Below are 22883 nucleotides of genomic sequence, written 5' to 3' on the forward strand. Positions count from 1 at the left end.
GGGATGCGGTGGAGAAGGATGCCCTCGGGCACGCCGGCGCCCTCCTGCGGGCGGCCGGCGGGCCCGACCGGTCCTCACTCACGGAGGCGGGGGCGGGGGCGGACCGCGCACGGCCGTCGGCGTGTCCCGCCGGCGCCCCCTCCCCGCCCGGGCCGTCCGCCGTGCCGCCGGCGGCACGGTACCGTCCGTAGGGCCGGACGGCTCCGGGTCGGACGGACGGACGAGGAAGGCGGGGCATGGCGCTGACGGGACCTGCGGGCCCGGTGATGAACCGGGAGGAGGCGGACCGCGCCCTGGTGCGGCTCGGCGCGGAGCGCGACGCCGTCGAGGCGGCGCTGCTCGCGCTGCAGGACCATCCGGGCAGGCGCCTGCTCGAGGGCGCCGTCCTGGAGGGCCGCACCGCCGAGCGGTGGGCCGTCGCCGAGCAGGGACTGGTCCTGCTCTGGTCGCTCTTCGACCGGTACGCGGAGGCGCTGGCCGCCGCACGCGCGGTGCGCTCGCGCCGCGGCAGGCCGGGCCAGGCCGAACTGGTGGAGCTCACCGGACTGCTCCGGGGCGCCGGGGTCGCCGTCCCGGCCGGCCAGGTGCCGCCCGGCAGTGCGGCGGACGCGGCGCGGGCCCTGGCCGGCTCCGCCCGGCCGAGCGAGCAGCTGACCCTCGACGGGCTGGTCGAGCGGATGAACGCCTGGTGTGCGGCCGTCGCGGACGTGGTGTCCGCGGCCGACGCCGTCCGGTCCGCGCTGGCCGCCCGCATCGACCTCCTCGCGGCCGAGCTGCAGCGGGTCCAGGCGCTGGCCCGCTCCGTGGGGGTGCTGCCGGGGACGCACCCCGCGGGCGACGCCCTGGACGGCCTCGGCGCCGAACTCGCCTCCCTGCGGGCGGAAGTGGCCCGCGACCCGCTGGCGCTGTGGACACCGGGCGGCCCCCGGCCCGGGGACCCCCGCAGCGCCCTCCCGGGCACCGTGGACACCTCCCGCTTCGACCGCGCGGCCCGCGCGCTGGACGACCTGCGGGTGGAGCTGGAGGGCCTGCTCCGGGTGCGCGACGAGGCCGACGAGCGCCTGCAGCAGGTCGCCGAGCTGCTGGTCCGCGCGGACGCGACGCTGGCGGAGGCCCGCCGGGCGCGCGGCGAGGTGCTGGCCCGGATCGCGGGGGCCGAGGTGCCCGCGGTGCCCGGCCCCGCGTCGGCGCTCCGGGAGCGGGTGGCGGCAGCGGCCGGACTGCGCCGCCAGGGCCAGTGGTACCGGCTGGCGCCGCTCCTCGACGCGCTGGAGGACGCGGCGGCCAAGGAGCTGGTCCGGGCCCGCCACGCGCTGACGGCGGTGACCGGGCCGCTGGCGGTCCGGGCCGAGCTGCGGGGGCGGCTGGACGCGTACCGGGCGGTGGCCGCCCGGCTCGGGCTCTCCGGGGACCCGGAGATCGTGGAGCGGTACGAGAAGGCGCGCCGGCTGCTGTGGAGCGCGCCGTGCGACCTGCGGGCCGCCGAGTCGGCGGTGGCGCGCTACCAGCAGGCGCTGCGGCCGGTGCCGGAGCCCGCCGCGGAGCACAGGGCGGAGCCTGTCGCGGAGCACGGTGCGGGCGGGCCGGCGGACTGACGGCACCCGGGGGGCCGGCCGCGCACGGGACTGGCCGCACGGCGTTCGGGGCAGGGGAACCGCCCGGACCAGGGGGAACAGGGGGAAGGAGAACATGGGCGCGACAGGAGCAGGGGCGGGCCGCACGCACGGGGCCGGCACGGACGGGTGCCGCACCGGGCGCGGGCCTGCCCCCCGGGGCGCCGTGCGCGGCGGCCCCGGGCACGCCGGCACAGGACACCCCGGCACAGGACACCCCGGCACCGGGCACCACAGCATGGGGCACCCCGGCATCGGGCATCCGGCCCGGGCCGCGGGCCGGGCCGCCGCCGGTGCGGCGGCCGCGCCTCCGGCAGCCCCCGGCCGGGGCACGCCCCCCGCTCTGCGGGGAGGTTCCGCCCCGCGGCGGGAACTGCGCAGGGCCCCGGAGGACTCCTACCGGGTGCCGGCCCGGTTGGCGGACCGGCAGGAGACCCGGTCCGTCCTCGTGGAGCGCACGGACCGTACCCGGCCCAGGACGTGGGTGTGACAAGGATGCCGCAGATGACCGTGTGCCCCTCCTGCGCGGAGCCGCTGGAGCCCGACGACGCGTTCTGCGGCGCGTGCGGAGCCGAACTGGCCGGCGCCGCGCCTCCGTCCGCGCCCCCGGCCGCGCCCCGGGGCGGCGGCACCGGGGACTTCGTCCTCGCCGCGCCCGCCCGGCTGCTCCTCGACCACGAGGACGACGAGGACGACGATGACGGCGGCCGCGGCGGGGACCACGACCGCGACCTCGAGGCGGCGCACGGCGAGGCCGCGCACGGGGAGGACGGCGGGGCCGCGGCGCCCGGTCCGGACCGGGAGGAGGCCGCGGACGGGCCGCCGTGCCCGCGGTGCGGCGGACGCGCCGCCGCCGACGGCCGGTGCGGCACCTGCGGCACCGCGCCCGGCAGCTCCGGGGACCGCACGGAGCAGGCGCTGGACGGCGTGGCCGGGGTCAGCGACCGCGGCCTGCGGCACCACCGCAACGAGGACTCCTTCGCCGTCGCCGCCACCTCGCTGCCCGACGGCGGCTCCGCCGTGGTCGCCGTGGTCTGCGACGGCGTCTCCTCCGCCACCCGCCCCGACGAGGCGTCACGGACCGCGGCCGACACCGCATCGGAGTCCCTGCTCACCGCCCTGGAGTCCGGTACCGGGCCCGTCCGCGCCATGCACGACGCGCTCCTCGACGCGGCCCGCGCCGTCGACGCCCTGGCCCGTGACGGCGGCGCGCCCGAACCGGGCCGCAACTCCCCCGCCTGCACCTGCGTGAGCGCCGTCGCCGCCGGCGGCGCGGTGACGATCGGCTGGGTCGGCGACAGCCGCGCCTACTGGATCCCGGACGACCGCGAGTCCGCCGAGCCCTACCGCCTGACCGAGGACGACTCGTGGGCCGCGCGCATGGTCGCCGCCGGGCTGATGGAGGAGGCCGAGGCGTACGCCGACCCCCGCGCCCACGCCATCACCGGCTGGCTCGGCGCCGACGCCGGCGAGCCGGACCCGCACACCGTCAGCTTCACGCCGCACGTCCCCGGCGTGGTGCTGGTCTGCACCGACGGCCTGTGGAACTACGCCGAGGCCGCCACCGACCTCGCCGACGCCGTCCCCGCCGACGCCCGCACCGAGCCGCTGAACGCGGCGCGGGAGCTGGTGCGGTTCGCCCTCGCGGGCGGCGGGCACGACAACATCACGGTGGCCGTCCTGCCCTTCCCGCCCGCCCCGGGGCGCCGTCCCGAGGCGCCGCCGGAGCCGACCCTGGTGGACCTCCCCGTCGCGGAGCCGCCGACCGCCTGAGCGGCGGCCCCGGCCGGGGCCCGGGACGGACTCCGGCCGGGACCCGGGACGGGGTCCCGGCCGGGGCGGCGTCCGCGGGGCGCCGGGCCGCACGGGCGCGGTGGCCCGGATCCGCCAACCGGCCCTGCGGGCGGAGGGGTTGGGCCCGGCGACGCCCCGGGCGGCGGGCACGCCTTCCACCCACCGTCCGAGCTGGTCGGCGCGGCCGGGGGCCGGGAAGGTACCGTTCGGTTCCGGAAGCATGCGGGCGGGACCGGTCGGGGGTCCCGGCATCCGCTCGACGAAGACCGTACGTGTGAAGAAGCAACAGGGGGCCTTGATGCCGATCTGCCCGCGGGGCCACGACTCGCACGCGGAGGACTGGTGCGACGTCTGCGGCTTCCCCATGGCCCAGGGCGGCCGGGGCGGGCCGTCCTACGCGGCCGCACCGCAGCCGTCCGCCGGGGCGATGGCGCCCCCTCCGTTCGCCGAGCCCGAGGCCACCGACGTCCTCGCCACCTGCCCGATCTGCCGGACGCCCCAGAGCGGCCGGTACTGCGAGGAGTGCGGCTACGACTACGACCTCTCCTCGCCGCCGCGGCAGCCCGCCGCCGAACCCCCGCGGCGGCAGGAGCGGCCGGAGTACGGCTACGGCCACCCCGGGCAGCCCGGCCACCCCGGGCAGCCCGGCCACCCCGGGCAGCCCGGGCAGCCCGGGCACCCCGCCGCCGACCCGTTCGGCGCGGCCCCCTACGCGGACCGCGGCGCGCCGGCCGCACCGGCGCAGGCGCCCGGCGCGGGATCCCGGGGCGGCCCGGGGGCCGGCGGCCCCGGCGCGCCCGGGCCCGCCCCCTCCTACGGCGGCCACGACACCGACTTCCGCCTCGTCCCGCCCACGCGCCGGCCCGGGGAGTACGGGCAGGCCGACCCGTACGGCGGGCCGGAGCCGTACGGGCGGCCGGAGCCGTACGGGCAGTCCGACCGGTACGGGCAGTCCGACGGCTACGGGCAGTACGGGCAGCCCCGGGAGGCGTCCCGCCCGGACCGCCCGGCGCACACCCCCGAGCCCCCGCAGCCCGCGAGGACCGCGTGGGTCGCGGTCGTGAGCGCGGACCGCGAGTACTTCGAGCAGATGATGGCCCGCAGCGGCCCCGAGGCGCAGGGCCTGTACTTCCCGCCCTACTGCCCCGAGCGCCGCATCCCGATGACGGGCCGGGGGCAGCTGCGGATCGGCCGCCGCAGCCACCACCGCGGCACCGTGCCCGAGATCGACCTCTCCGTGCCGCCGGAGGACCCGGGCGCCTCGCACCAGCACGCCCTGCTCCAGGAGCAGCCCGACGGCGGCTGGATCCTGGTCGACCAGGACTCCACCAACGGGACCACCGTCAACGGCGGCGCGGATCCCGTGTCCCCCCACACCGCGGTCCCGCTCCGGGACGGCGACCGCATCCACGTGGGCGCCTGGACGACCATCACCGTCCACCGCGTCTGACCGGCCCCGTGCCCCGGCCGGCCGGGGCACGGGACGGACCGGGGCCACGGGGGGACGGCCGGGGCACGGGACGGGCCGGGGACGGCGGGGAGCCCGGGCGCCTCAGGGCGCCCCGGGCCGCTCCGGGGCCGCCCACGCGCGGTCCGGCCGGTCCAGCCACGCCCACTGCCGGTCCCCGGCCAGGGTGAGCCCGAACCGCTCCCACCCGGGCCGGCCCTCGGCCGTCCACCGGTCGTGCAGCTCCTCCACGGCCGGCCAGACCTCCTGCGGGCCGGTCCGGCTCACCGCGCCGTCCGGCGCGGCCCGCGCCGTCGAGCCGTCGGGCGCCGCCACCGTGAGCCAGGTGCTGCGCCGCCCGCGGTCGTACGCGGCCCACACCTCCAGCTCCGGCAGCGCGAGTGCCAGGGCGAAGAGGAAGGCCGGGCCCTCGGGGCGGATGCCGGTCCGCGAGCGCCGCGCCCGCAGCCAGCCGGTCCGGCGGGCCGCCCTCGTTCCGTCGCGGCCGCCGCCCGCACCCGCGCCGCCGCCCGCACCCGGCGGTCCGTGCAGGGGCCCCAGCCGCACCGGTACGGGCAGGAAGCGCCCGGCGGCCGTCCCGTCGGCCGCCACCCGCAGCCGGACGAGCGCGCCGCCCACCGGCACCAGGACGGCGGCCCCGGGGCGGCACTGCGCCACCCAGTCGGCGGAGACGGCCGCCGGCCCGGACACGTCGCCCGCGACCACCACCCGGTCGTACGGGGCGCCGGCCGGCCACCCCTTGGCCACGTCCCCGGACACGGCGGTCACACCGCCGTACCCGGCGTCGGCCAGCCGCCGCGCCGGCTCCTCGGCCGGCCCGGGGCCGACGGTGAACACCCGCTCCGCGCCGAGCCGGTGCGCAAGCAGCGCGGCGCCGTACCCGCTGCCGGTGCCGACCTCCAGCACCCGCTGCCCCTCCCCGGCCTGCATGCCGTCCAGGAGCCGGGCGGTCTGCGAGGGCCTCCGGCACCACGCCGCCGCCGCGCCCCCGTCGAGGCGCAGCACGAGCGCCGTGTCCTCGTACACCCCCCGCGCCCAGTCGGCGCGCCGCCGCGGGTCGGGGTCGTCCGCGGCGGCCCGGACCCAGCCCTGCCCGGGCAGGGGCCGGTGGAAGGCGGGCACGAAGGCGTGGCGGGGCACCTCCTCGAACGCCGTGCGCCACGCCGGATCGTCCAGGGCGCCCTGCGCCGCCAGCTCCGCCACCAGCCCCGCCCACGGCTCCCGCACCCCGCCGGCCTCCCCTGACCGCTGCTTCATGGGCCCTACTCTGCACCTCCGGGGGCCCGCCGCGCTGCCCGGCGGCGCGTTGCCGCGAAGTGGTCCCGAAGGCCGGGCAAAAAGCCATCGGTGGTCACTTCGCGCCCCTAGGGTGGTGTGTCATGACAGCTGCAATAGCCGCCGAGGGAATCCGGAAGCGGTACGGGGACATCCAGGCCGTCGACGGTGTGTCACTCACCGTCGAGTCGGGCGAGTTCTACGGCATCCTGGGGCCGAACGGAGCGGGGAAGACCACCACGCTGGAGATCCTGGAGGGGATCCGCGAGGCGGACGAGGGCCGCGTCGAGCTGCTGGGCGAGAGCCCGTGGCCGCGCAACCCGCGCCTGCTGCCGCGCATCGGCGTGCAGTTCCAGGCCTCCGCCTTCTTCGAGCGCCTGACGGCGCGTGAGACCATCCGCACCTTCGCCTCCCTCTACGGGGTCGGGGCCGGGACCGCGGACACCATGCTGGACCGCGTCGGGCTGGCCGGGTTCGGGAGCGTGCGCGCCGAGAAGCTCTCCGGCGGCCAGGCCCAGCGCCTCTCCATCGCCTGCGCGCTGGTCCACGACCCGGAACTCGTCTTCCTGGACGAGCCCACCACGGGCCTCGACCCGCAGGCCCGGCGCAACCTGTGGGACCTGCTGCGGGGCATCAACGCCGAGGGCCGCACCGTCGTCCTCACCACCCACTACCTCGACGAGGCCGAGATCCTCTGCGACCGCGTCTCGGTCATGGACCACGGCAGGATCCTGCGGACCGGCGCCCCGGCCGCGCTCGTCCGGGAGCTGGACGACAAGGTCAGGGTCAGCGTGGAGTCCGGGGTGGTCGGCGCCGACGCCCTGCGCGAGGCGCTGGCCGCGGCCGGCGCCGGGGACGTCACCGTCGAGGACGACGGCACGACCCTCTCCGCCTCGACCCGCACCCCCGCACCGGTGCTCTCCGCCCTGGCCGAGCGCAACGCCCTGCGCGGGCTCGAGGTCCGCGGCGCCACCCTGGAGGACGTCTTCCTCCACCTCACCGGACGGGAGTACCGGGCATGACCGACGACCGGACCGGTGTACGGGGCCCCGCCGACGGGGCCGCCCCCGACGGCACGGCGCCCGACGGGGCCGCCCCCGACGGCACGGCGCCCGACGGGGCCGCCCCCGACGGCACGGCGCCCGGCGGGGACACCCCCGACGGCGCCGCCCCCGGAGGTGCCGTCCCCCGCGGCGCGGCCGGCCTCCCGGCCGCGCGCACACCCGCCGCCACCGCCCCCGGGGCGCCCGTCCCCGGGGCGCCCGCCCCCGACGGCCGGACCGCCGCCCCGACCCCGCCCGCCCCGCGCGACCCGCACGCGCCGCGCGCCTCACGCGGTGGCGTGAGCGCCTTCGGGAGCCTCTCGAAGGTGATGGTCGTCGCCTTCCTGCGGGACCGGTCGGCGCTCTTCTTCGTGGTGCTCTTCCCGCTCATGTTCCTGGTGCTCTTCGGCACCCTCTTCAAGAGCGCCTCCAGCCCCCACGCCAAGGTCGCCCAGGTCGGCCCGGTGGCCGTGGTCGACTCGCTGAAGGGTCCGGCCAGGGACGACCTGGACAAGGTCTTCACCGTGACCCGCATGCCGGACGAGGCGGAGGCGCTGCGCAAGGTCCGCAAGGGCGACCTGGACGCCCTGATCGAGCAGGACGGCTCCGGCACCGTGGTGCTCCGCTTCAGCGCCGCCGACCAGGTCCGCGCGGGCGCCGTCCAGGGCGTCGTCAACGCCCTCGTCCAGCAGGCCAACCAGGACGCCAGCGGGAGGCCCCCGGCGTACCGGCTCCGCAGCGCGCAGGTCGAGGACGAGTCGATCAAGGCGATCCAGTTCTTCACCCCGGGCCTGCTGGGCTGGGCGATCGCCACCGGCGCCGTCTTCAGCGCCGCGCTCACCCTGGTCTCCTGGCGCAAGAAGCGGCTGCTGCGCCGGCTCCGGCTCGCCCCGGTGAGCGCGGGGGCCATCGTCGCCTCCCGGGTCGGCGTCAGCCTGCTCACCGGGCTGGTGCAGACGGCGATCTTCATCTCGGTGGCCACGCTGCCCTTCTTCGGGCTGAGGCTCACCGGGCACTGGTGGCTGGCGGTCCCCCTGGTGGTCTGCGGCATCATCGCGTTCATGTCGATCGGCCTGGTGGTCGGCGCGGTGGCCAAGACCGAGGAGGCGGCCAACGGCATGGCGCAGAGCATCGTGCTCCCCATGTCGTTCCTGTCCGGGTCGTTCTTCTCCATGGACGACGCCCCCTCCTGGCTCAAGGGGATCTCCGAGGTGCTGCCGCTGCGGCACCTGGTCACCTCGGTGCAGAGCGTGCTGACCCGGGGCGGCGGCTTCGGCGACGCCCTGCCCACCATGGGAGGCCTGCTGCTGTTCGCGGCCGTACTCACCGGGATCGCCTGGCGCCTCTTCAGCTGGGAGGACGCCTGACCGGTACCGCCGCACGGGCGGGCGGGCCGGGGAGGGACGCCCTCGCCAGCCCGCCCGGCGCTTCTGCGACCATGGTGGGGTGACAGAGATCGGGCGCGGCACCACCGGCGAGGAGACCTTCTACGACGCGGTCGGCGGCGAGGACACCTTCCGCCGCCTCGTGCACCGCTTCTACCAGGGCGTCGCCGAGGACCCCCTGCTCCGGCCCATGTACCCGGAGGAGGACCTGGGCCCGGCCGAGGAGCGGCTGACCCTCTTCCTGATGCAGTACTGGGGCGGCCCGCGCACCTACGGCGAGCGCCGCGGCCACCCGCGGCTGCGGATGCGGCACGTGCCGTTCCGCGTCGACCGCGCCGCCCACGACGCCTGGCTCCGCCACATGCGCACCGCCCTCGACGGCCTCGGGCTCGCCCCGGAGCAGGAGCGGCAGCTGTGGGACTACCTCACCTACGCGGCCGCCTCGATGGTCAACACCCCCGGCTGACGCACCGGGCCGCCCGGACCCGCCCGGCGGCCGGTCGGAGCGGGCGGGTGCGGCCGGCCGAGCCGGGCGCCGGGGCGGCCCCGGCACCCTCGGCCCTCCCCCGGCGGCACCCGGCGGCACCCGGCGGCTCCAGCAGGCGGGGGACGGCGGGCGGGAGAGAGGGACGGGACTGCGGGCCGGGACGGCGGGGTCAGCCCAGCGGGGTGAGGCCCAGGCCGCTGCCCGGGGCGGGGGCGCGGCGCAGCGCGACCGACCCGTGGGGGGCGCTCAGACGCAGCCACGCGCCGGACGCGAAGGCGCCGAGCGGGGCCCCGGGGCGGACGAAGCCCAGCACCCGGGCGGCGTGTGCGGCCCGCAGCGGGAGCTCGGGGGCGTCCTCCAGCGGGCGGGACCAGATCTCGTCGGCCAGCGCGTCGAGTGCCGGGCGGGTCCGGTCCTCCGGGGCCAGGGCCTCGCTGCGGGCGCGGAACTCGGCGACGGCGGCCGCGACGGACGCGGCGATCCGCTCACCGGGCAGCGGACCGCCCAGCGGCCGCCAGCCGCCGCGGGGCGGCAGCATGCCCGCCCAGGCCGGTCCGGTGACGCCCGGGGGGACGGCCAGCGAGGCGCCGGCCTCGTCGACGGCCTCCAGCAGCTGCCCGGCGGAGACGGTGGCGTCCAGCGGCTCGACGGGCCCGGAGAGGCGGACGGCGCGGACGGCCACGGTGCCCGAGGCCCCCAGGGGCAGGCGCCCGAAGACGGCGAGCACGCCGGCGGACGTTCCGGTGGGCGTTCCGGCGGCGCCGGGGCGGGCGTCCCCGCCCGGTGCGGAGCCGGACCCGGGGGCGGGGGCGGACCCGGGAGCGGGGGCGGACCCGGGAGCGGGGGCGGGGGTACGACCGGGGACGGGGGTACGACCGGGCACGGGCCCGGGAGCCGGTACCGGGGCGGCCTGCAGCCGCACCACCGCCGCGCGGTCGTAGCGGAGCAGCCGCTGGAGGAACGACGCCAGGTCGGCACCCTCCCCGGCGTCCGCGAGACGGAGTGCGGTCACGGCGGGCCTGCCGCCCGTCCGCGGGGCTTCCGCGGAGGCGGCGGCGCCCGAGGCGGCGGGTGTGCGCGCGTCGGACACGGCGGGGGCCGGTGCGGTGTTCAGGCCGCCGCCCCCTCGGCCGCACCGGCGCGCACGCCGGCGTCGTCGTCGGCGCCGTCCATGAAGCGGCTGAGGAAGGCACGCTCCACGGGCGAGATCCGGCGGGGGCGGCCGGCCGCCAGGTCGTAGGGGACGACCACGGTGGACGCCCGGACGTACACCGTCTCGCGGCCGGCGGCGTCGGTGTCCTTGACCTCGTAGGAGACGTGCAGCGAGGCCGCGCCGAGCCGGGTCACCCAGGTCTCGACGGTGACCGGCTCGGGCCGGTGGACCAGAGGCTTGAGGTAGTCGATCTCGTGGCGGGCCACCACCGATCCGCCCGCGAACTCCCCGGCCCCGGCCTCGGCGGCCTGGGTGAACATGAAGTCGATCCGGGCCTCCTCCAGGTAGCGGAGGAAGACCACGTTGTTCACGTGGCCGAAGGCGTCCATGTCCGACCAGCGCATCGGGCATGCGTAGATGTGGCGTGCCACGGGTGGTGCTCTCCTCGTCCTCGTCCTACGGGAGGCCCGCAGCCGTACCGGAGCCCCGTCGTCCCGCAAGCCTACGTGCACCGGCCCGGCGGGCCGCCGCACCGGCGGCCCCCCGGGCCGGGTGCCGCCGGGCCCGCGGTGTGTCCCGCGGGCCCGGCGGCCTGGTGCGGCGTCTCAGCCGCGGGTGAGCTTCTTGTAGGTGGCGCGGTGCGGCCGGGCGGCCTCGGCGCCGAGCCGGTCGACCTTGTTCTTCTCGTACGACTCGAAGTTGCCCTCGAACCAGAACCACTTGCTCTCGCCCTCGTAGGCGAGGATGTGGGTGGCGACCCGGTCCAGGAACCAGCGGTCGTGGGAGACCACGACGGCGCAGCCGGGGAAGTCCAGCAGCGCGTTCTCCAGCGAGGAGAGGGTCTCGACGTCGAGGTCGTTGGTCGGCTCGTCGAGGAGCAGCAGGTTGCCGCCCTGCTTGAGGGTGAGCGCGAGGTTGAGGCGGTTGCGCTCGCCGCCGGAGAGGACGCCGGCCGGCTTCTGCTGGTCCGGGCCCTTGAAGCCGAAGGCGGAGACGTAGGCCCGCGAGGGCATCTCGACCTGGCCGACGTTGATGTAGTCCAGCTCGTCGGAGACGACGGCCCACAGCGTCTTCTTGGGGTCGATGCCGCCGCGGTTCTGGTCGACGTACGAGATCTTGACGGTCTCGCCGACCTTGATCTCGCCGGAGTCGGGCTTCTCGTCGCCGGTGATCATCTTGAAGAGCGTGGTCTTGCCGGCGCCGTTGGGGCCGATCACGCCGACGATGCCGTTGCGGGGCAGGGTGAACGACAGGTCGTCGATGAGCACCTTGTCGCCGAACGACTTGTGGAGGTTCTTGACCTCGACCACGATGCTGCCCAGGCGCGGGCCCGGCGGGATCTGGATCTCCTCGAAGTCCAGCTTCCGCATCTTCTCGGCCTCGGCCGCCATCTCCTCGTACCGGGCGAGGCGGGCCTTGGACTTGGCCTGGCGGCCCTTGGCGTTGGAGCGGACCCAGTCCAGCTCCTCCTTGAGCCGCTTGGCGCGCTTGGCGTCCTTCTGGCCCTCGACCTTGAGACGGGCCTGCTTGGTCTCCAGGTACGTGGAGTAGTTGCCCTCGTACGGGTAGGCGCGGCCGCGGTCCAGCTCCAGGATCCACTCGGCGACGTTGTCGAGGAAGTACCGGTCGTGGGTGACCGCGACGACGGTGCCGGCATACTTCTCCAGGTGCTGCTCCAGCCACTGCACGGACTCGGCGTCCAGGTGGTTGGTGGGCTCGTCGAGCAGCAGCAGGTCGGGGGCCTCCAGCAGCAGCTTGCACAGCGCCACGCGGCGGCGCTCACCGCCGGAGAGGTTGGTGACCTGCCAGTCGCCGGGCGGGCAGCCCAGGGCGTCCATGGCCTGCTCCAGCTGGGCGTCGAGGTCCCAGGCGTTGGCGTGGTCCAGCTGCTCCTGGAGCTTCCCCATCTCGTCGAGGAGCTCGTCGGAGTAGTCGGTGGCCATGAGCTCGGCGATCTCGTTGAACCGGTCGAGCTTGGCCTTGGTCTCGCGGACGCCGTCCTGGACGTTCTCCAGCACGGTCTTCGACTCGTCGAGCGGGGGCTCCTGGAGGAGCATGCCCACGGTGTAGCCGGGCGAGAGGAAGGCGTCGCCGTTGGACGGATGGTCCAGGCCCGCCATCATCTTCAGCACGGTGGACTTGCCGGCGCCGTTGGGGCCCACGACGCCGATCTTCGCTCCCGGAAGGAAGCTCAGCGTCACGTCGTCAAGGATGACCTTGTCGCCGTGCGCCTTGCGCACCTTGCGCATGGTGTAGATGAACTCAGCCAAGGAAATCGCTCCGGCGTCGTCGGGAATGGCTTACGGGGTTACGACCCTCCATTGTGCCGCACCCGGGAGCGCCGCCCCGCATGCCGGGACCCGGCCCCCGCGGACGGGGACCGGGTCCGGTGCGGTGCTGCTCCGGGCGGCGCCGCCGGTCCGGCGGGACCGCCCCGGCGGGGCGGCCGACGGCCGGGCGGTGCCGCTCCGGGGCGGTCCGGGACCAGCGGGATCCGGGACCGGTGGAATCCGTGATCAGCGGAATCCGTGATCGGCGGAATCCGTGATCGGCGGAATCCGGGATCAGGAGGAGCGGCGCCTGCGGAGGAAGAAGACCACGCCGCCGCCGACGACCACGAGGACCGCGGCCACGCCGGCGATCACGGGGGTGGCGCTGCTGCTGCCGGTCTCGGCCAGACCGCCCCCGGTGGTGGCGCCGGTGGTGCTGCCGCCCGCGGTGCCGGTGGTGCCGCCCGTGGCGCTGCTGCTCGGGGTCGGGCTCGGCGAGGCGCTCGGGGCGGTGCCGCCCGCGGTGCCGCCGCCGGTGCTGCTGCTGGTCCGGCAGTCCAGGACGCCCTCGAAGGTCTTCGAGAAGCCGTTGGAGCCCTTGATCTCGATCGCGTAGTGCGCGTCCTCGGCGACCGGGACGGCGACCTCCTGCTTGCCGCCCGGGTGCACGGTGACGGGCCGGCCGGCGACGGTGCCGGTGAAGTCCTCGTCGCCGTTGTTGGAGACGGTGACGACGACCTTGCCGCTCTGGCAGTACTCGCGGGCCTCGGCGGCCGGGATGGCGCCCTTGCGGGCCCAGGTCGCGGTGGCGGTGTCGGAGACGTCGACCTTGCCGGAACCGGCGAGGATCATCGTCTGGCTGTGCTCCTGCGGGGTGTAGCCGAGGCTGGTGAACGCGCGGCCGACCGGCACCTCGGTGGTGGCGGAGGCCGTGAGGGTCGCGGTGCCGGGGGCGGCGCCGGCCGGGACGGAGAAGTACACGGCGCTGCCGTTGGACGCCTCGGTCACCGGCCTGCCGTCCCGGTCGACCAGCTTGACGCCGGACTTGGCGGCGGCGTCGTCCAGCCGGAGCTGCACGGTGGCGTTGGCGGAGACGTTGACCGGGCCGATGAGGTCGCCGCTCTTGCCGGAGACGGCGTCGGGCGTCAGCTCCAGGGAGGGCTTGGGCTCCTCCTGGACCGCGGCGTTCTCCTCCAGGTACGTGGTGAGCCCGGCCGCGGCCGGGTCCTTCGGCACGGCGTCCTTGCCGTCGGAGAAGTGCCAGATCGCGGCCTGGGTGCCGGCGGCGGCCTGGTCCTCGCTGAGGCCCTTGACCGGCAGCTCGGCGACGCCCTTGGCCGGGTAGGAGTTCTCCAGGATCCACTTGATCCGGCCGGCGTTCGGGTTGTTGGCCAGGGAGGTGGCGTCCCAGCCGGCCTCCTGGTACTTCGCGCCGTTCTTGGTGTAGTGGCCGAAGTCGATGCAGTAGGTGTAGACGCTGCCCTTGCCGGTGTCGAGCGTGAAGAGCCCGCCGGCCACCCGCTCGCTGCCGTCGACCACCACGGGACCCCCGTGGTAGAGGTGCTGCTCCAGGGTGGCGGTGGCGCCGGCGTCACCCGAGCCGTCCTCGGCGGCAGCGGACCCGGCCGCGGCGAGACCGCCGACGACGAGCATGCTCGACGCGAGCATGACAGTTGATACGCGGGGTATGACCCGCCCGCGAACACGGAACATAGATGTCTCCTCCGAGCGGTCGCGCACGACGGCGCGACACCGCACACTGCCGCAGCCCCCCAGCGCGGCCGTTCCTTACCCGAGGCATCCTATTGATCCAGAACGGGCCCTAAACCCCCGTACGGAACCAGGACGATCCTGTTTCGCTTCTGTTACCAAACCCCCTTCAACCAGCGGAGACTGTCGACAAGTCAGCAAATCCGGGCACCGGCGGCGGTCCTCCCCGGCTGGCGACGCGGCCACCGCGCCGGGCCGGTCAGACCGGGGCGGTCATCCGCTCACGGACCACCGCACCGCCGCCGCGGGCTGCGCCGCCTCCGTGAGCGACCCCGTCGACCCCGCCGACGCCGGTGCCGCCGCTGCCGCCGACGACCTCGGACGGCCCCCAGGCCGGACCTCCCGCCGCCTCCGGCCGGGCCCGCACCGCCCGCCGGAAGGCGGAGGTGCCGCGCGCCAGGTCGTGACCCAGGGCCCAGGCGTCGACATCGACCGTGATCGTCCGCTTCCCGTCCTGCTCGCGGTCGCGCACCCGCATCTTGCCGGTCACGACCAGCGGATCACCCTTGCTCACCGAGCTCACCACGTTCTCGGCCATCCACCGCCATGCCCACACCGTCACGAAGCTGGTCTCACCGTCCACCCAGGAGCCCCGCTGCCGGTCGTAGCGGCGCTCGGTGGAGGCGAGCCGGAAGCTGGCGAGCGGCACTCCGGCAGACGTGGTGGAGTAGCGGACGCCGGTGGCGGCGTTGCCGACGATCGTCACCAGGGTCTCGTTCACGGACACTCCCCGTCGTTGGTTGCGTTGTGGCGAGAGTGCCGCCGACCGGAGCACCCGCACCAGCCGCCCCCGGAAACCTGTGGACAACCGCGGCATGGGGAAAACTCCGATCCCTCGGGCGAGCGGGTTTTCCCCCTTCCCGTTGACCATTCCGCTGAGTGCATGACAATTCTTTGCCTGCCATTCCTCTCTCCGGACGCCACGCCCCCACCAGCCCGGATCCCCTGTGCGGACGAAAAGGACACCTCCCCCCGATACCCACCGGGTCCATAACGGGTGGGGCCGCAGGGCCGTAACGAGTGCACAACGTCCGGCGGGACGCCCGCCAATACCGATGCGCACCCGCCGCCCACCTGCGATTATCGGACCGCTTCACCCGCGCCGCACCGCACGGCGCACCCGTGGAACACCAGGGAGACACCCCGGACACCCTTATCCTGTCCCCGACAGGACAACGGCCCGCCCCGTGCACCGCGCATCCGCCCGGGGCCGGCCACCGCCGCCGCGTGCCGCACCCGCGCCGCTCACGGCAGCCCGTCCGGCTCCTGTCCGGCCCCCGTAGCTCAGCGGATAGAGCAGGTGCCTTCTAAGCACTTGGTCGCAGGTTCGAGTCCTGCCGGGGGCACCACCTCTCCCCCACGCGCAACGCCCCGGAACCAGTGAAGGTTCCGGGGCGTTTTTGCTGCTCAGCGGCTCACTCCTTCGGTTTGGCAACGGCGGCCCCGGCGTCCGTACGGGCGCCGAGGCAGTCCGGTCGTGTCCGGCTGGCACCGGGGGTCTGCGGGCGGTCACGGCGAATACACGGCGAAGTTCACCAGGCGCCGCCGCCCGCCGACACCTCCCCACCCACCTGCATGGCCGCCTCGATGCGGCGCTTCAGATCGGCTTCCTGGCCGGAGATGCACAGGGCGTAGGTGGAGAGCAGGACCGGCACGCTGTTGCCCGCCCATGCGGCCACCTGCGCCGGCGGCACGCCGCTGTTGAGCCAGGTCGTGAGACAGGTGTGCCGCAGGTCGTAGACCCGCCGTCCCACCGGGGACTCGTACTCCTCATCGGTGAGCACCGCCCGCCGAGCCTTGTCCCACGCCCGGCGGAAGACGGAACCCGACAACCGGCCGCCCTTCTCCCCCGGGAACAGCAGGTCGCCGGGCTTCAACTCCTCGGCCGCGATGTGCTCCCGGAGGATCCTCGCCAGGGCGGGATGCGCCAGCACGATCCGAGTTTCCCCCTCAGCCCGGCCCTTGAGGTGCCGGGTGTCGTGGATCTCTCCGGAGTCAGTCCAGTGCTTACCCACCTCCGGAGTAGCGGTGTGAAAGACCAGTTCCCCCCATTGGTCCGCAGCATCCTCGGCAGGCAGCGTGACGTCCCGGACCCGCATCGCCACTGCCTCCTCGGGACGAGGCCCCGCGTAGTAGAGGGTGGCGAAGTAGGCGTGCAGCCGGGTCCCGGTCCGCGGGCGGGGGTGGATCCACCCGAGCAACCGCCCGACCTGCTCCGGGTTGAGCAGGCACCGCCGGTCCACTGTGGCCGCCGTCTTCGGGCTGCTCCCCCTGCCCTTCGGCAAGGGGTTGGCCGACAGGATTCCATGCCTCACGGCATGGTCGAGGGCGATGTTCAGTACTCTGCGGTGCCGCTTCACCGTGGACGCAGCGGCGGGCCTGCCGTTCAGCTTGGTGGCAAGGGCGTTCAGCACCGCGTCCACCCACGCCGTGTCCGCCCACGCCGTCATGGGGAGGGTGTTCCGCTGCGCCCACCGCAGGATTGCGGCGACGTCCGGCGGCGCACTGTCCCGGCGGTTGCGGTTGAAGGCGTACTCCCGGAGCGCGGTGCGGACCTCAACCGGCTCGAACTCCCCCGGCTCCCTACGGAACAGGGCCACAGTGGTTGCGGTGAGCGTCTTCGCGATGTTCTTGCGGTTGTTGGCGGACGCGCGGGCCCACTTGGCATCCACGAACTGGACTGCGAAGTCGTACCAACTCAATCCCGCGCCCTTCGGCTTTCGGGAGACCGGGTGACCCGTCTCCACGTCGAACGCCTCACCCTTCCGGGCGGCACTGACCAGTTCCGAGCGGAACGAGTCGGCGAGTGCCTCCGTGGCGAAGGTCTCCCGCTTCTCCTCGCTGGCGACGACCCACCGGACGGTGTAGGTCGTGCCCCGCTTGCCCTTGTAGGGGCGGATCCTCCAGATGCGGACGTCGTAGGTGGTCGTCATCAGGCGGCGTCCTCGTGCTCCATGAGCCAGTCGTCCAGGTCGCTTCGACGCACCCGTAGGTCTCCATTGGGCAGCTTGATGCAGCGGGGCGCCCGCTTCTTCTGTCGCCAGTCGTAGAAGGTCGATCGGGAGATCTGCAGTTCCTCGCAGACCTCCGGGAGCGTCAGCATTCCTCGGAGGCGGAGCTTGGGCTTGGCAATGGTCACTGCGGCTTCTCCTCGGTGGCGTCGGGCAGGGCGGCGGTGAGGTAGAGGCGGACCAGCCGGGACTGGGACCGGTAGGGGTAGGGACGGCTGACGTCGAGCACGTCCAAGACGGTGACAAGGGTGTCGGCAGTGCGGCGGCACTCGTCTTCGGTGCCGTGCAGGCGAATGCGCACGGGCGGCTCCAGATGGTTAGGGGCGTGGAGTGGCACTGCAGAACCCGCAAAACCTGCAGAACCCCGGGGCGTGGCGGCTGAGCTGCAGGTTCGGGTCTGCGGTGGGGTGCGGCAAAACCTGGGGGAAACTCCCGCAGAACCTCCCGGCCGCCAGGGCGGGCCGTGGGCGGGTGGGGTTGTGCGGGAGTTTCCGGAGGTTCTGCGGCGGGTGCGACCGGTGGCGTCGGTGCTGGTCAGCGGCCAGGTGTGGGGTTTTGCAGGTTCTGCGGGTTGTGCGGGTGGTTCCTGGGGTCCGGTCAGGGGCCGGGGTGGGTGATGGCGGGGTGCAGCGTGTAGCGGGGTGCGGGTGGCCGGCCGCCGCGGGAGGTGCGCGGGGGCGGTGGTTCCTGGCGGATCCAGCCGTGTTCTTCGAGCAGGGTCAGGGCGGGTTCGAGGTCGGCGACGGTGGGGAACTCGCCGCGGGGCAGCTTGTTGAACAGCTCGCGGCGGGAGATGCGGTCGGCGGGGTTGGCGCGCAGCCAGTCCAGGACGGTGCGGGCGCCGGTGTGGGCGGGGTCGGAGCCCATGGCGTCGAAGACGGCCAGGGCGTGGGCGGTGAAGTAGTGCCCGAGGCGGCCGGCCGACCGGATGGTGTCGGCGTGGATGGGGCGGGTCCAGCCGTCGGTGGGGTGGGCGGCGAGGTGGAGGAGTCCGGCGAGGCGGGCGACGGCGCCGTCGAGTTTGCTGGCCCAGGTGTCGATGTGGGCCAGGGCGCCGCCCTTGCGGAGCTTGGGTTCGGTGTCCTGCTGGTGGGCGAGCATCGCGGCGTCCGCCTCGGGGGTGAGGGTGAGTACTGCCGGGTCGGTCCAGCCGGCCAGGGCCAGGGTCAGCGCCGCCACCTGCCGGGTGTACGCCTCCGCCACCGCCTCCGGGATGAGGTCGGGGGTGAGGTTGCGGTAGCCGACCAGGGAGGCGGGGAGGCAGTAGAGGAACCGGGCGAGCAGGCCGCGGCCCTCGAACCCCTTGACCTTGGCGATGTCGGTGAACACCGACGGCTGCACGGCCAAGCCCATGGTGAGGGCGGGGGCCTCGATGTACTGGCGGTCCCTTCCCTGCCGGTTGACCCGCAGCACGTCCCCGGCGTGGCCCTTGAGGAAGACGTCCATGTTCGGCGTGCCGGAGTAGCGGCCGGCGATGATGTCGAAGATGCCGCCCTCCGGGGAGAGGACGGCCATCCGGCCGCCCTGCTCGGCCAGCAGCGTGGCGAGCCCTTCGGGGGTGACGTCGTCGGCCACCAGTTGGGGCCGCTCGGGGACGGTGGCCGCCTCGGCGGCCTGGGCCAGGGCGATCGCCTCGGCGGTCAGGGCGTCGCGCTCGTCGGGGGCGGCGTTCGCGGCCTTGGCGGCGGCCTTGTCGGCGGCGGCCCGGGCCAGGCGGGCGGTGGTTTCCGCCTCCGCGCGGGTGGCGGCGGAGGTCTCGACCATGGCCTTCTCGACCGCGAGCAGGGGGGCGGTCATCAGGGAGAAGACGGCACTCTTGCGGTTGCCGGGCGGCAGGGCGACGGCGATGAAGGTGTTCACCGGCTCCCGCCACCGACCGCGCACCGCCACCTGCGCGCGGCCGCCGGCGGCGGTGGACAGCACCGACAGGGCCACGCAGCCGGCCAGGTCCGGCGGGGTCTGGGTCTCCTCCGCCACCGCGGCGACCATGTCGGCCAGCCACTCGGGCAGGGCGTCGGTGGGGAACGGGGGCAGGGCGCGGGCCTGTCCGAGGGGGATGGGGTCCTCCCACACCTCTGCCTCGGGCTGCATCTCCGGGGGCGGGGGGAGCGTGTTGTCCCAGTCCGCGAACAGGGACGAAGAGGCGTCCAGGGGGTGGGGGATGGTCATGCCGCGACTCCCGGGATCGTGAGCTGGGCGCCGCGGGCGAGGCCGGAGGCGAGGGTGCGGCGGATCTCCGCCTCCCCCAGCCCGACCGCAGTAGCGGCCTCGGCCAGAGCGCCTTCGGCGGCCTCCCGCGGCAGGGTGCCAGCAGCCACCAAGCGCCCGAGGGCGGCGGCGGCGCGGAACAGGGTGTGGTTGCGCTGCCCCTCCGGGGCGGTGCGGACGCGGGCGGTCTCGCCGTCCAGGGCGGCGCGGCTGTAGGCGTCGGCGTCGCTCATCCGGTCCCGCCACCGGGCGGGGGTGATGCGCGGCGTCTGCCGGGCCGGGGCCCCCTTGCTGATCAGCGAGGAGGGAAGGGGCGCGGGCGGATCGTTGCGCTCCACGCGGTAGGGGACAGCGTCCACCACGGAGCCGGGGGCGAGGACGTAGCCGCCGCGGCAGCGGGTGTCCACCTTCCACCCGAGCGTGCCGACCGTGGACGGCGGCAGTGGCACCGCCTCGGGGACGGCGAAGTACAGGTGCAGCCCACCGGATCGGGTCCGCACGGTGAACGTGGCGTCCGGGAACGGCAGGTGCGCGCGCTCGCACAGCACGGCGAGCACGTCCGCGCCGTCGGTGACGCCGGGCAGCGCCCACGCCTCGGGCGGGGTGTCGCCGGGGTGCTTGGGGGTGTCCAGGTCCACCACCAGCAGCCGGGAGGGGCCACAGGCCAGGCCGATGTTGAACGGGCCCGCCTGCCAGCAGCGGCGGATGCGGCCGGGATCGGTGGTGGCGCGGTGCTCCCAGTCGCGGACGGCGGGCTTCTTCGCGCCGGGGGTGAGGGGGAAGACGTGCCAGCCGCGGCCGGCGCAGGCCAGCGCGGCGGCGGTCAGGGCGGGGTCGGGGGGTGCGGTCATGCGGGCGGGGCTCCCTTCGGTGAGGGGCAGAGGGGGGTGCCGCTGCTGGGTAGCGGCGGCACCGGAGCGAGCGTCAGGCGGCCGCGGCGGGGCGGTGGCGGCGCCAGCGGCGGGGGGCGGCGGCGTAGGTGCGAGCGGGGTGCTCGGACAGCTCCCATCCGCCGCCCGCACGTTTGGCCGCGTACATCGCGGCGTCCGCCGCCGTCAGGGCGTCGGCCAGCGGGGTGCCGGGGGTGGCGAGGTGGCCGCCGAGCGAGGCGCCCAGCGGCAGCAGGTCGGGCCCGAACGGGACGGGTTCGGTGAGGCGGTCATGCAGCCGGGCCAGGTGCACGGCGGCGGCCTCGGCGCGAGGACAGGGGTGGGCGGTGGTGAACTCGTCCCCGCCGAACCGGCCGGCCGCCCCGGTGGGGCCGACGGCGGCGACCAGGCGGTGGGCGGTGTGGGCGAGGACGGCGTCTCCGGCGGCGTGGCCGCGGGTGTCGTTGAGGGCCTTGAAGCCGTCCAGGTCCACCAGCACCACCAGCACCGGCCGGCGGGCGATCAGGCGAGTGGCGCGGGCGGTGAACGCGTCGCGGGTCATCAGCCCGGTGAGCGGGTCGCGGCGGGCGGCGTCCAGGCGGCGGGCCAGGACGGTGGTGGTGGCGGCCCATCCGGCGAGCGGCACACTCGCGGCGAGGATGGCCGGCAGGTGACGCTGCGCGGGCAGCGCGGGCGGGTGCATCCTGGGATCTCCTGTCTCGTTGCTGCGGGATCAGGTAGGGCCCCGGGGCGGGCGGCGGAACCTTGGCGGGAGACGCCGACCGGTCCCGGGGCTCGTGCGTGGACGGGGTTAATCGAGCAGCGGGGGTTGCGGTGAGCGTGGAAGGATGACGCTGTGACTGCGAACCGAAAGGGCTATGCCGCGTAGGCGCCCGGACCTGCTCCGCGCTCAGCAGCGGAGATTGAGCTTTGGCAGACCCCTACGGCAGGTCGCCGGGGTGTCTGCCGCCACCAGAGTGGCCATCCGACGTGTCGAGTTGCAGAGCGACGGCCTGTTGCCGGGTGACGTCGCGGCAGACCTGGCCCGCTACCGGGAAGCGGTCTGCGAGCCCGGCCGTATGGATCTCTTTCCCTGTCCGTGTCCGGGGTGTGACTGGCTCACAGCGCGAGACCGACTGGACGTAGTGCTGCACCGCTTGCCACCGCGGGCCAGAACAGACCTCGGACGTCTTCTGGAGCCTCTGGACAATCGGCTACGGCGGCGTACAAGCCCGTTCATCGGCACGGTGAACGGGTGGGACATAGGGCGGTGGTGGAGGCAACGGACGCTGCACTGAGCCACCGAGCACCCCGGTCCTCCCCTACCGGACACGGGGGCTGCCTTCAGATCGCGCGCCGCATCCGAGCAGCCACAGGGGCGGTGCGGGTGTGCAGGGGGATGACCGGGGCCAGGTGCGCGGGTGCCCCCTGGGGCTGTCCGCCGTCGGGGGGCGGCGGGCCGTCGTCGTCCGGGCCGGTGGCGCGCTTGGCGCGCTCGTCGGCGAGCATGGCCAGCACCGCGTCCCCCTGCCGGGCGGAGCGCCGCCAGGCAACGGCAAGCGGGGGCAGGAGGAGGACGGCGGGGGCGGTGGCGGCGGCGAGGAACACCGCGTCGCCGGTCACCGGGTCACGTCCGTGGCGGCGAGGGTGAGCAGGACGGCGAGGTCCTCCCCGAGCAGGGCGAGGCGGTGTTCGATGCCGGTCCAGGATTCGGGGTCGATGTCGAGCAGTGCGCGGACGGCGGCGGGCCGGTTGCCGCTCTCCAGGGCGCGCAGGGCGTCCTTGAAGTGGGCGGCGGCCAGCGGCCGGACGCTGGGCGGCGTGGGCCGAGCGGGCAGGGCGGGCATGGTGGGTTCCTCCTTCAGGGGCGCAGGCCGGCGAGGGAGTGGGCGAGGGCGGCGCAGAGCTGGGTGATGGGGCCGTAGGCGCCGGTTCCGGCGGCGAAGAAGCCGAAGAGGAACAGCACCGCGGCGGCGCCGACGGAGACGGCGCGGGACTTGAGGAGGAAGAACGCGGCGGCACCGAGCAGGGCGACGGCGGAGATGCTGAGCATCATGGGCGGGTGCTCCCGAAGGCAGTGGGCGGGCGGGGGGTCAGCGGGTGCCGGCGTGGTAGGTGCGGCGCCAGGCGTTGTAGAGGTGGCGGCCGGTGCGGATGCGGTGGCCGGTGGCCTTGCAGCGGCGGCAGTCCTTGCCGCGCTTGAGGCGGCCCTTGCGGTCGGTGGTGGTCTGGAAGCCGATGCCGTGGCAGGCGCGGCAGGGGCCGAACGGCTGGACCGCACACAGCCCGGCGTAACCGAGCGTGACGACGGTCAGGCAGGCGAGAGCGAGCAAGAGGAGGGTCACGGGGGGCCTCCGGGGCCGGTTTCGGGGGTTTGTGCAGGTGGGGTGCTATGCGCTAGCGCACTGGTGGGGCGGGGTTTGGGGTGCTAGCGGGGGTGCTAGCGCTAGCGGGGTGGGCCCGCGAGCGCTAGCACCCCGGGCGGGCGGTCAGGCGGACCGGTTCCGGTCACGCTCCGCGATCGCGGCGGTGATGTG

22 protein-coding genes and 1 tRNA gene are annotated in these 22883 nt (G+C 75.4%); 7 read left to right on the top strand and 16 right to left on the bottom strand.

Features of this window, described 5'->3' with window-relative positions; translation table 11 throughout:
• The first annotated feature begins 236 nt into the window (after nt 1–236).
• The 3 genes from LO771_RS10295 to LO771_RS10310 all read left to right on the top strand — a co-directional run bounded on the left by LO771_RS10295 (nt 237) and on the right by LO771_RS10310 (nt 4857).
• Nucleotides 237–1595, top strand: a complete 1359-nt coding sequence (locus LO771_RS10295; RefSeq protein WP_230650119.1) for a hypothetical protein — start codon at nt 237–239, stop codon at nt 1593–1595.
• Between the two features lie 513 nt (nt 1596–2108).
• Nucleotides 2109–3386, top strand: a complete 1278-nt coding sequence (locus tag LO771_RS10305) for a PP2C family serine/threonine-protein phosphatase (protein WP_230650122.1) — start codon at nt 2109–2111, stop codon at nt 3384–3386.
• A gap of 319 nt (nt 3387–3705) precedes the next feature.
• Nucleotides 3706–4857 carry an FHA domain-containing protein gene (locus LO771_RS10310; RefSeq protein ID WP_230650125.1) on the top strand — a complete coding sequence of 384 codons (1152 nt, stop codon included), beginning with the start codon at nt 3706–3708 and terminating at the stop codon, nt 4855–4857.
• A gap of 102 nt (nt 4858–4959) precedes the next feature.
• On the opposite strand, the gene LO771_RS10315 is transcribed toward LO771_RS10310, so the two are convergent.
• A complete protein-coding gene (locus LO771_RS10315) occupies nt 4960–6132 on the bottom strand; it encodes a methyltransferase (protein ID WP_230650129.1) in 1173 nt (390 codons plus the stop codon).
• Between the two features lie 122 nt (nt 6133–6254).
• Between LO771_RS10315 and LO771_RS10320 the strand changes: the two genes are divergently transcribed.
• The 3 genes from LO771_RS10320 to LO771_RS10330 all read left to right on the top strand — a co-directional run bounded on the left by LO771_RS10320 (nt 6255) and on the right by LO771_RS10330 (nt 9044).
• Entirely contained in the window at nt 6255–7172 is a 918-nt protein-coding gene (locus tag LO771_RS10320) for an ABC transporter ATP-binding protein (RefSeq protein ID WP_230650132.1), read from the top strand.
• Nucleotides 7169–8560: an ABC transporter permease gene (locus LO771_RS10325; protein WP_230650135.1), complete on the top strand. Its 1392-nt coding sequence runs from the start codon at nt 7169–7171 to the stop codon at nt 8558–8560. The genes LO771_RS10320 and LO771_RS10325 overlap by 4 nt, the downstream gene beginning before the upstream one ends.
• Nucleotides 8561–8639: 79 nt before the next feature.
• On the top strand, nt 8640–9044 hold the full coding sequence (locus tag LO771_RS10330) for a globin (protein WP_230650138.1): 405 nt from the start codon (nt 8640–8642) through the stop codon (nt 9042–9044).
• Between the two features lie 190 nt (nt 9045–9234).
• Here the strand turns inward: LO771_RS10330 and LO771_RS10335 are convergent, their stop codons facing one another.
• The 5 genes from LO771_RS10335 to LO771_RS10355 all read right to left on the bottom strand — a co-directional run bounded on the left by LO771_RS10335 (nt 9235) and on the right by LO771_RS10355 (nt 14979).
• A complete protein-coding gene (locus tag LO771_RS10335) occupies nt 9235–10077 on the bottom strand; it encodes a hypothetical protein (RefSeq protein WP_230650140.1) in 843 nt (280 codons plus the stop codon).
• Between the two features lie 98 nt (nt 10078–10175).
• Complete coding sequence (locus LO771_RS10340; protein ID WP_230650143.1) at nt 10176–10649, bottom strand: thioesterase family protein; 474 nt, start codon at nt 10647–10649, stop codon at nt 10176–10178.
• Between the two features lie 174 nt (nt 10650–10823).
• Nucleotides 10824–12488 carry an energy-dependent translational throttle protein EttA gene (gene ettA, locus LO771_RS10345; RefSeq protein WP_230650146.1) on the bottom strand — a complete coding sequence of 555 codons (1665 nt, stop codon included), beginning with the start codon at nt 12486–12488 and terminating at the stop codon, nt 10824–10826.
• A gap of 294 nt (nt 12489–12782) precedes the next feature.
• The gene (locus LO771_RS10350; RefSeq protein ID WP_308188872.1) at nt 12783–14156 is read right to left on the bottom strand and encodes a thioester domain-containing protein; all 1374 of its coding nucleotides are present in this window, start codon (nt 14154–14156) and stop codon (nt 12783–12785) included.
• Nucleotides 14157–14457: 301 nt separating this feature from the next.
• Nucleotides 14458–14979, bottom strand: coding sequence for a single-stranded DNA-binding protein (locus LO771_RS10355; protein WP_230650152.1), 522 nt, complete (start codon nt 14977–14979; stop codon nt 14458–14460).
• 552 nt (nt 14980–15531) lie between these two features.
• Between LO771_RS10355 and LO771_RS10360 the strand changes: the two genes are divergently transcribed.
• Nucleotides 15532–15607 (top strand) — tRNA-Arg (locus LO771_RS10360).
• 183 nt (nt 15608–15790) lie between these two features.
• On the opposite strand, the gene LO771_RS10365 is transcribed toward LO771_RS10360, so the two are convergent.
• From LO771_RS10365 to LO771_RS10410, 10 genes are all read right to left on the bottom strand, one after another.
• On the bottom strand, nt 15791–17191 hold the full coding sequence (locus LO771_RS10365; RefSeq protein WP_230650156.1) for a site-specific integrase: 1401 nt from the start codon (nt 17189–17191) through the stop codon (nt 15791–15793).
• Nucleotides 17191–17361, bottom strand: coding sequence for an AlpA family transcriptional regulator (locus LO771_RS10370; RefSeq protein WP_230650159.1), 171 nt, complete (start codon nt 17359–17361; stop codon nt 17191–17193). The genes LO771_RS10365 and LO771_RS10370 overlap by 1 nt, the downstream gene beginning before the upstream one ends.
• Nucleotides 17362–17393: 32 nt before the next feature.
• On the bottom strand, nt 17394–17570 hold the full coding sequence (locus tag LO771_RS10375; RefSeq protein ID WP_230650162.1) for a hypothetical protein: 177 nt from the start codon (nt 17568–17570) through the stop codon (nt 17394–17396).
• A 296-nt stretch (nt 17571–17866) separates the two neighbouring features.
• On the bottom strand, nt 17867–19438 hold the full coding sequence (locus LO771_RS10380; RefSeq protein ID WP_230650164.1) for a YfjI family protein: 1572 nt from the start codon (nt 19436–19438) through the stop codon (nt 17867–17869).
• Entirely contained in the window at nt 19435–20328 is an 894-nt protein-coding gene (locus tag LO771_RS10385) for a bifunctional DNA primase/polymerase (RefSeq protein WP_230650166.1), read from the bottom strand. The genes LO771_RS10380 and LO771_RS10385 overlap by 4 nt, the downstream gene beginning before the upstream one ends.
• A gap of 73 nt (nt 20329–20401) precedes the next feature.
• Nucleotides 20402–21049: a GGDEF domain-containing protein gene (locus LO771_RS10390; protein WP_230650168.1), complete on the bottom strand. Its 648-nt coding sequence runs from the start codon at nt 21047–21049 to the stop codon at nt 20402–20404.
• A 641-nt stretch (nt 21050–21690) separates the two neighbouring features.
• Nucleotides 21691–21969, bottom strand: a complete 279-nt coding sequence (locus LO771_RS10395; protein WP_230650172.1) for a hypothetical protein — start codon at nt 21967–21969, stop codon at nt 21691–21693.
• A complete protein-coding gene (locus LO771_RS10400; RefSeq protein WP_230650175.1) occupies nt 21966–22193 on the bottom strand; it encodes a hypothetical protein in 228 nt (75 codons plus the stop codon). Before LO771_RS10400 ends, LO771_RS10395 begins: the two co-directional genes overlap by 4 nt.
• 14 nt (nt 22194–22207) lie before the next feature.
• Nucleotides 22208–22402 carry a hypothetical protein gene (locus LO771_RS10405; protein ID WP_230650178.1) on the bottom strand — a complete coding sequence of 65 codons (195 nt, stop codon included), beginning with the start codon at nt 22400–22402 and terminating at the stop codon, nt 22208–22210.
• A 37-nt stretch (nt 22403–22439) separates the two neighbouring features.
• Complete coding sequence (locus tag LO771_RS10410; RefSeq protein ID WP_230650181.1) at nt 22440–22691, bottom strand: hypothetical protein; 252 nt, start codon at nt 22689–22691, stop codon at nt 22440–22442.
• Nucleotides 22692–22883: the final 192 nt, after the last annotated feature.

Source organism: Streptacidiphilus sp. ASG 303 (assembly GCF_020991365.1).
Classification (GTDB): Bacteria; Actinomycetota; Actinomycetes; order Streptomycetales; family Streptomycetaceae; genus Peterkaempfera.

What these genes read in the sequence shown, in the direction of transcription:
- LO771_RS10390 (WP_230650168.1), bottom strand. Translation starts at nt 21,049, where the DNA reads ATGCACCCGCCCGCGCTGCCCGCGCAGCGTCACCTGCCGGCCATCCTC.
- LO771_RS10385 (WP_230650166.1), bottom strand. Translation starts at nt 20,328, where the DNA reads ATGACCGCACCCCCCGACCCCGCCCTGACCGCCGCCGCGCTGGCCTGC.
- LO771_RS10400 (WP_230650175.1), bottom strand. Translation starts at nt 22,193, where the DNA reads ATGCCCGCCCTGCCCGCTCGGCCCACGCCGCCCAGCGTCCGGCCGCTG.
- LO771_RS10365 (WP_230650156.1), bottom strand. Translation starts at nt 17,191, where the DNA reads ATGACGACCACCTACGACGTCCGCATCTGGAGGATCCGCCCCTACAAG.
- LO771_RS10350 (WP_308188872.1), bottom strand. Translation starts at nt 14,156, where the DNA reads ATGCTCGCGTCGAGCATGCTCGTCGTCGGCGGTCTCGCCGCGGCCGGG.
- LO771_RS10295 (WP_230650119.1), top strand. Translation starts at nt 237, where the DNA reads ATGGCGCTGACGGGACCTGCGGGCCCGGTGATGAACCGGGAGGAGGCG.
- LO771_RS10380 (WP_230650164.1), bottom strand. Translation starts at nt 19,438, where the DNA reads ATGACCATCCCCCACCCCCTGGACGCCTCTTCGTCCCTGTTCGCGGAC.
- LO771_RS10305 (WP_230650122.1), top strand. Translation starts at nt 2,109, where the DNA reads ATGCCGCAGATGACCGTGTGCCCCTCCTGCGCGGAGCCGCTGGAGCCC.
- LO771_RS10310 (WP_230650125.1), top strand. Translation starts at nt 3,706, where the DNA reads ATGCCGATCTGCCCGCGGGGCCACGACTCGCACGCGGAGGACTGGTGC.
- LO771_RS10315 (WP_230650129.1), bottom strand. Translation starts at nt 6,132, where the DNA reads ATGAAGCAGCGGTCAGGGGAGGCCGGCGGGGTGCGGGAGCCGTGGGCG.
- LO771_RS10370 (WP_230650159.1), bottom strand. Translation starts at nt 17,361, where the DNA reads ATGCTGACGCTCCCGGAGGTCTGCGAGGAACTGCAGATCTCCCGATCG.
- LO771_RS10405 (WP_230650178.1), bottom strand. Translation starts at nt 22,402, where the DNA reads ATGATGCTCAGCATCTCCGCCGTCGCCCTGCTCGGTGCCGCCGCGTTC.
- LO771_RS10320 (WP_230650132.1), top strand. Translation starts at nt 6,255, where the DNA reads ATGACAGCTGCAATAGCCGCCGAGGGAATCCGGAAGCGGTACGGGGAC.
- LO771_RS10325 (WP_230650135.1), top strand. Translation starts at nt 7,169, where the DNA reads ATGACCGACGACCGGACCGGTGTACGGGGCCCCGCCGACGGGGCCGCC.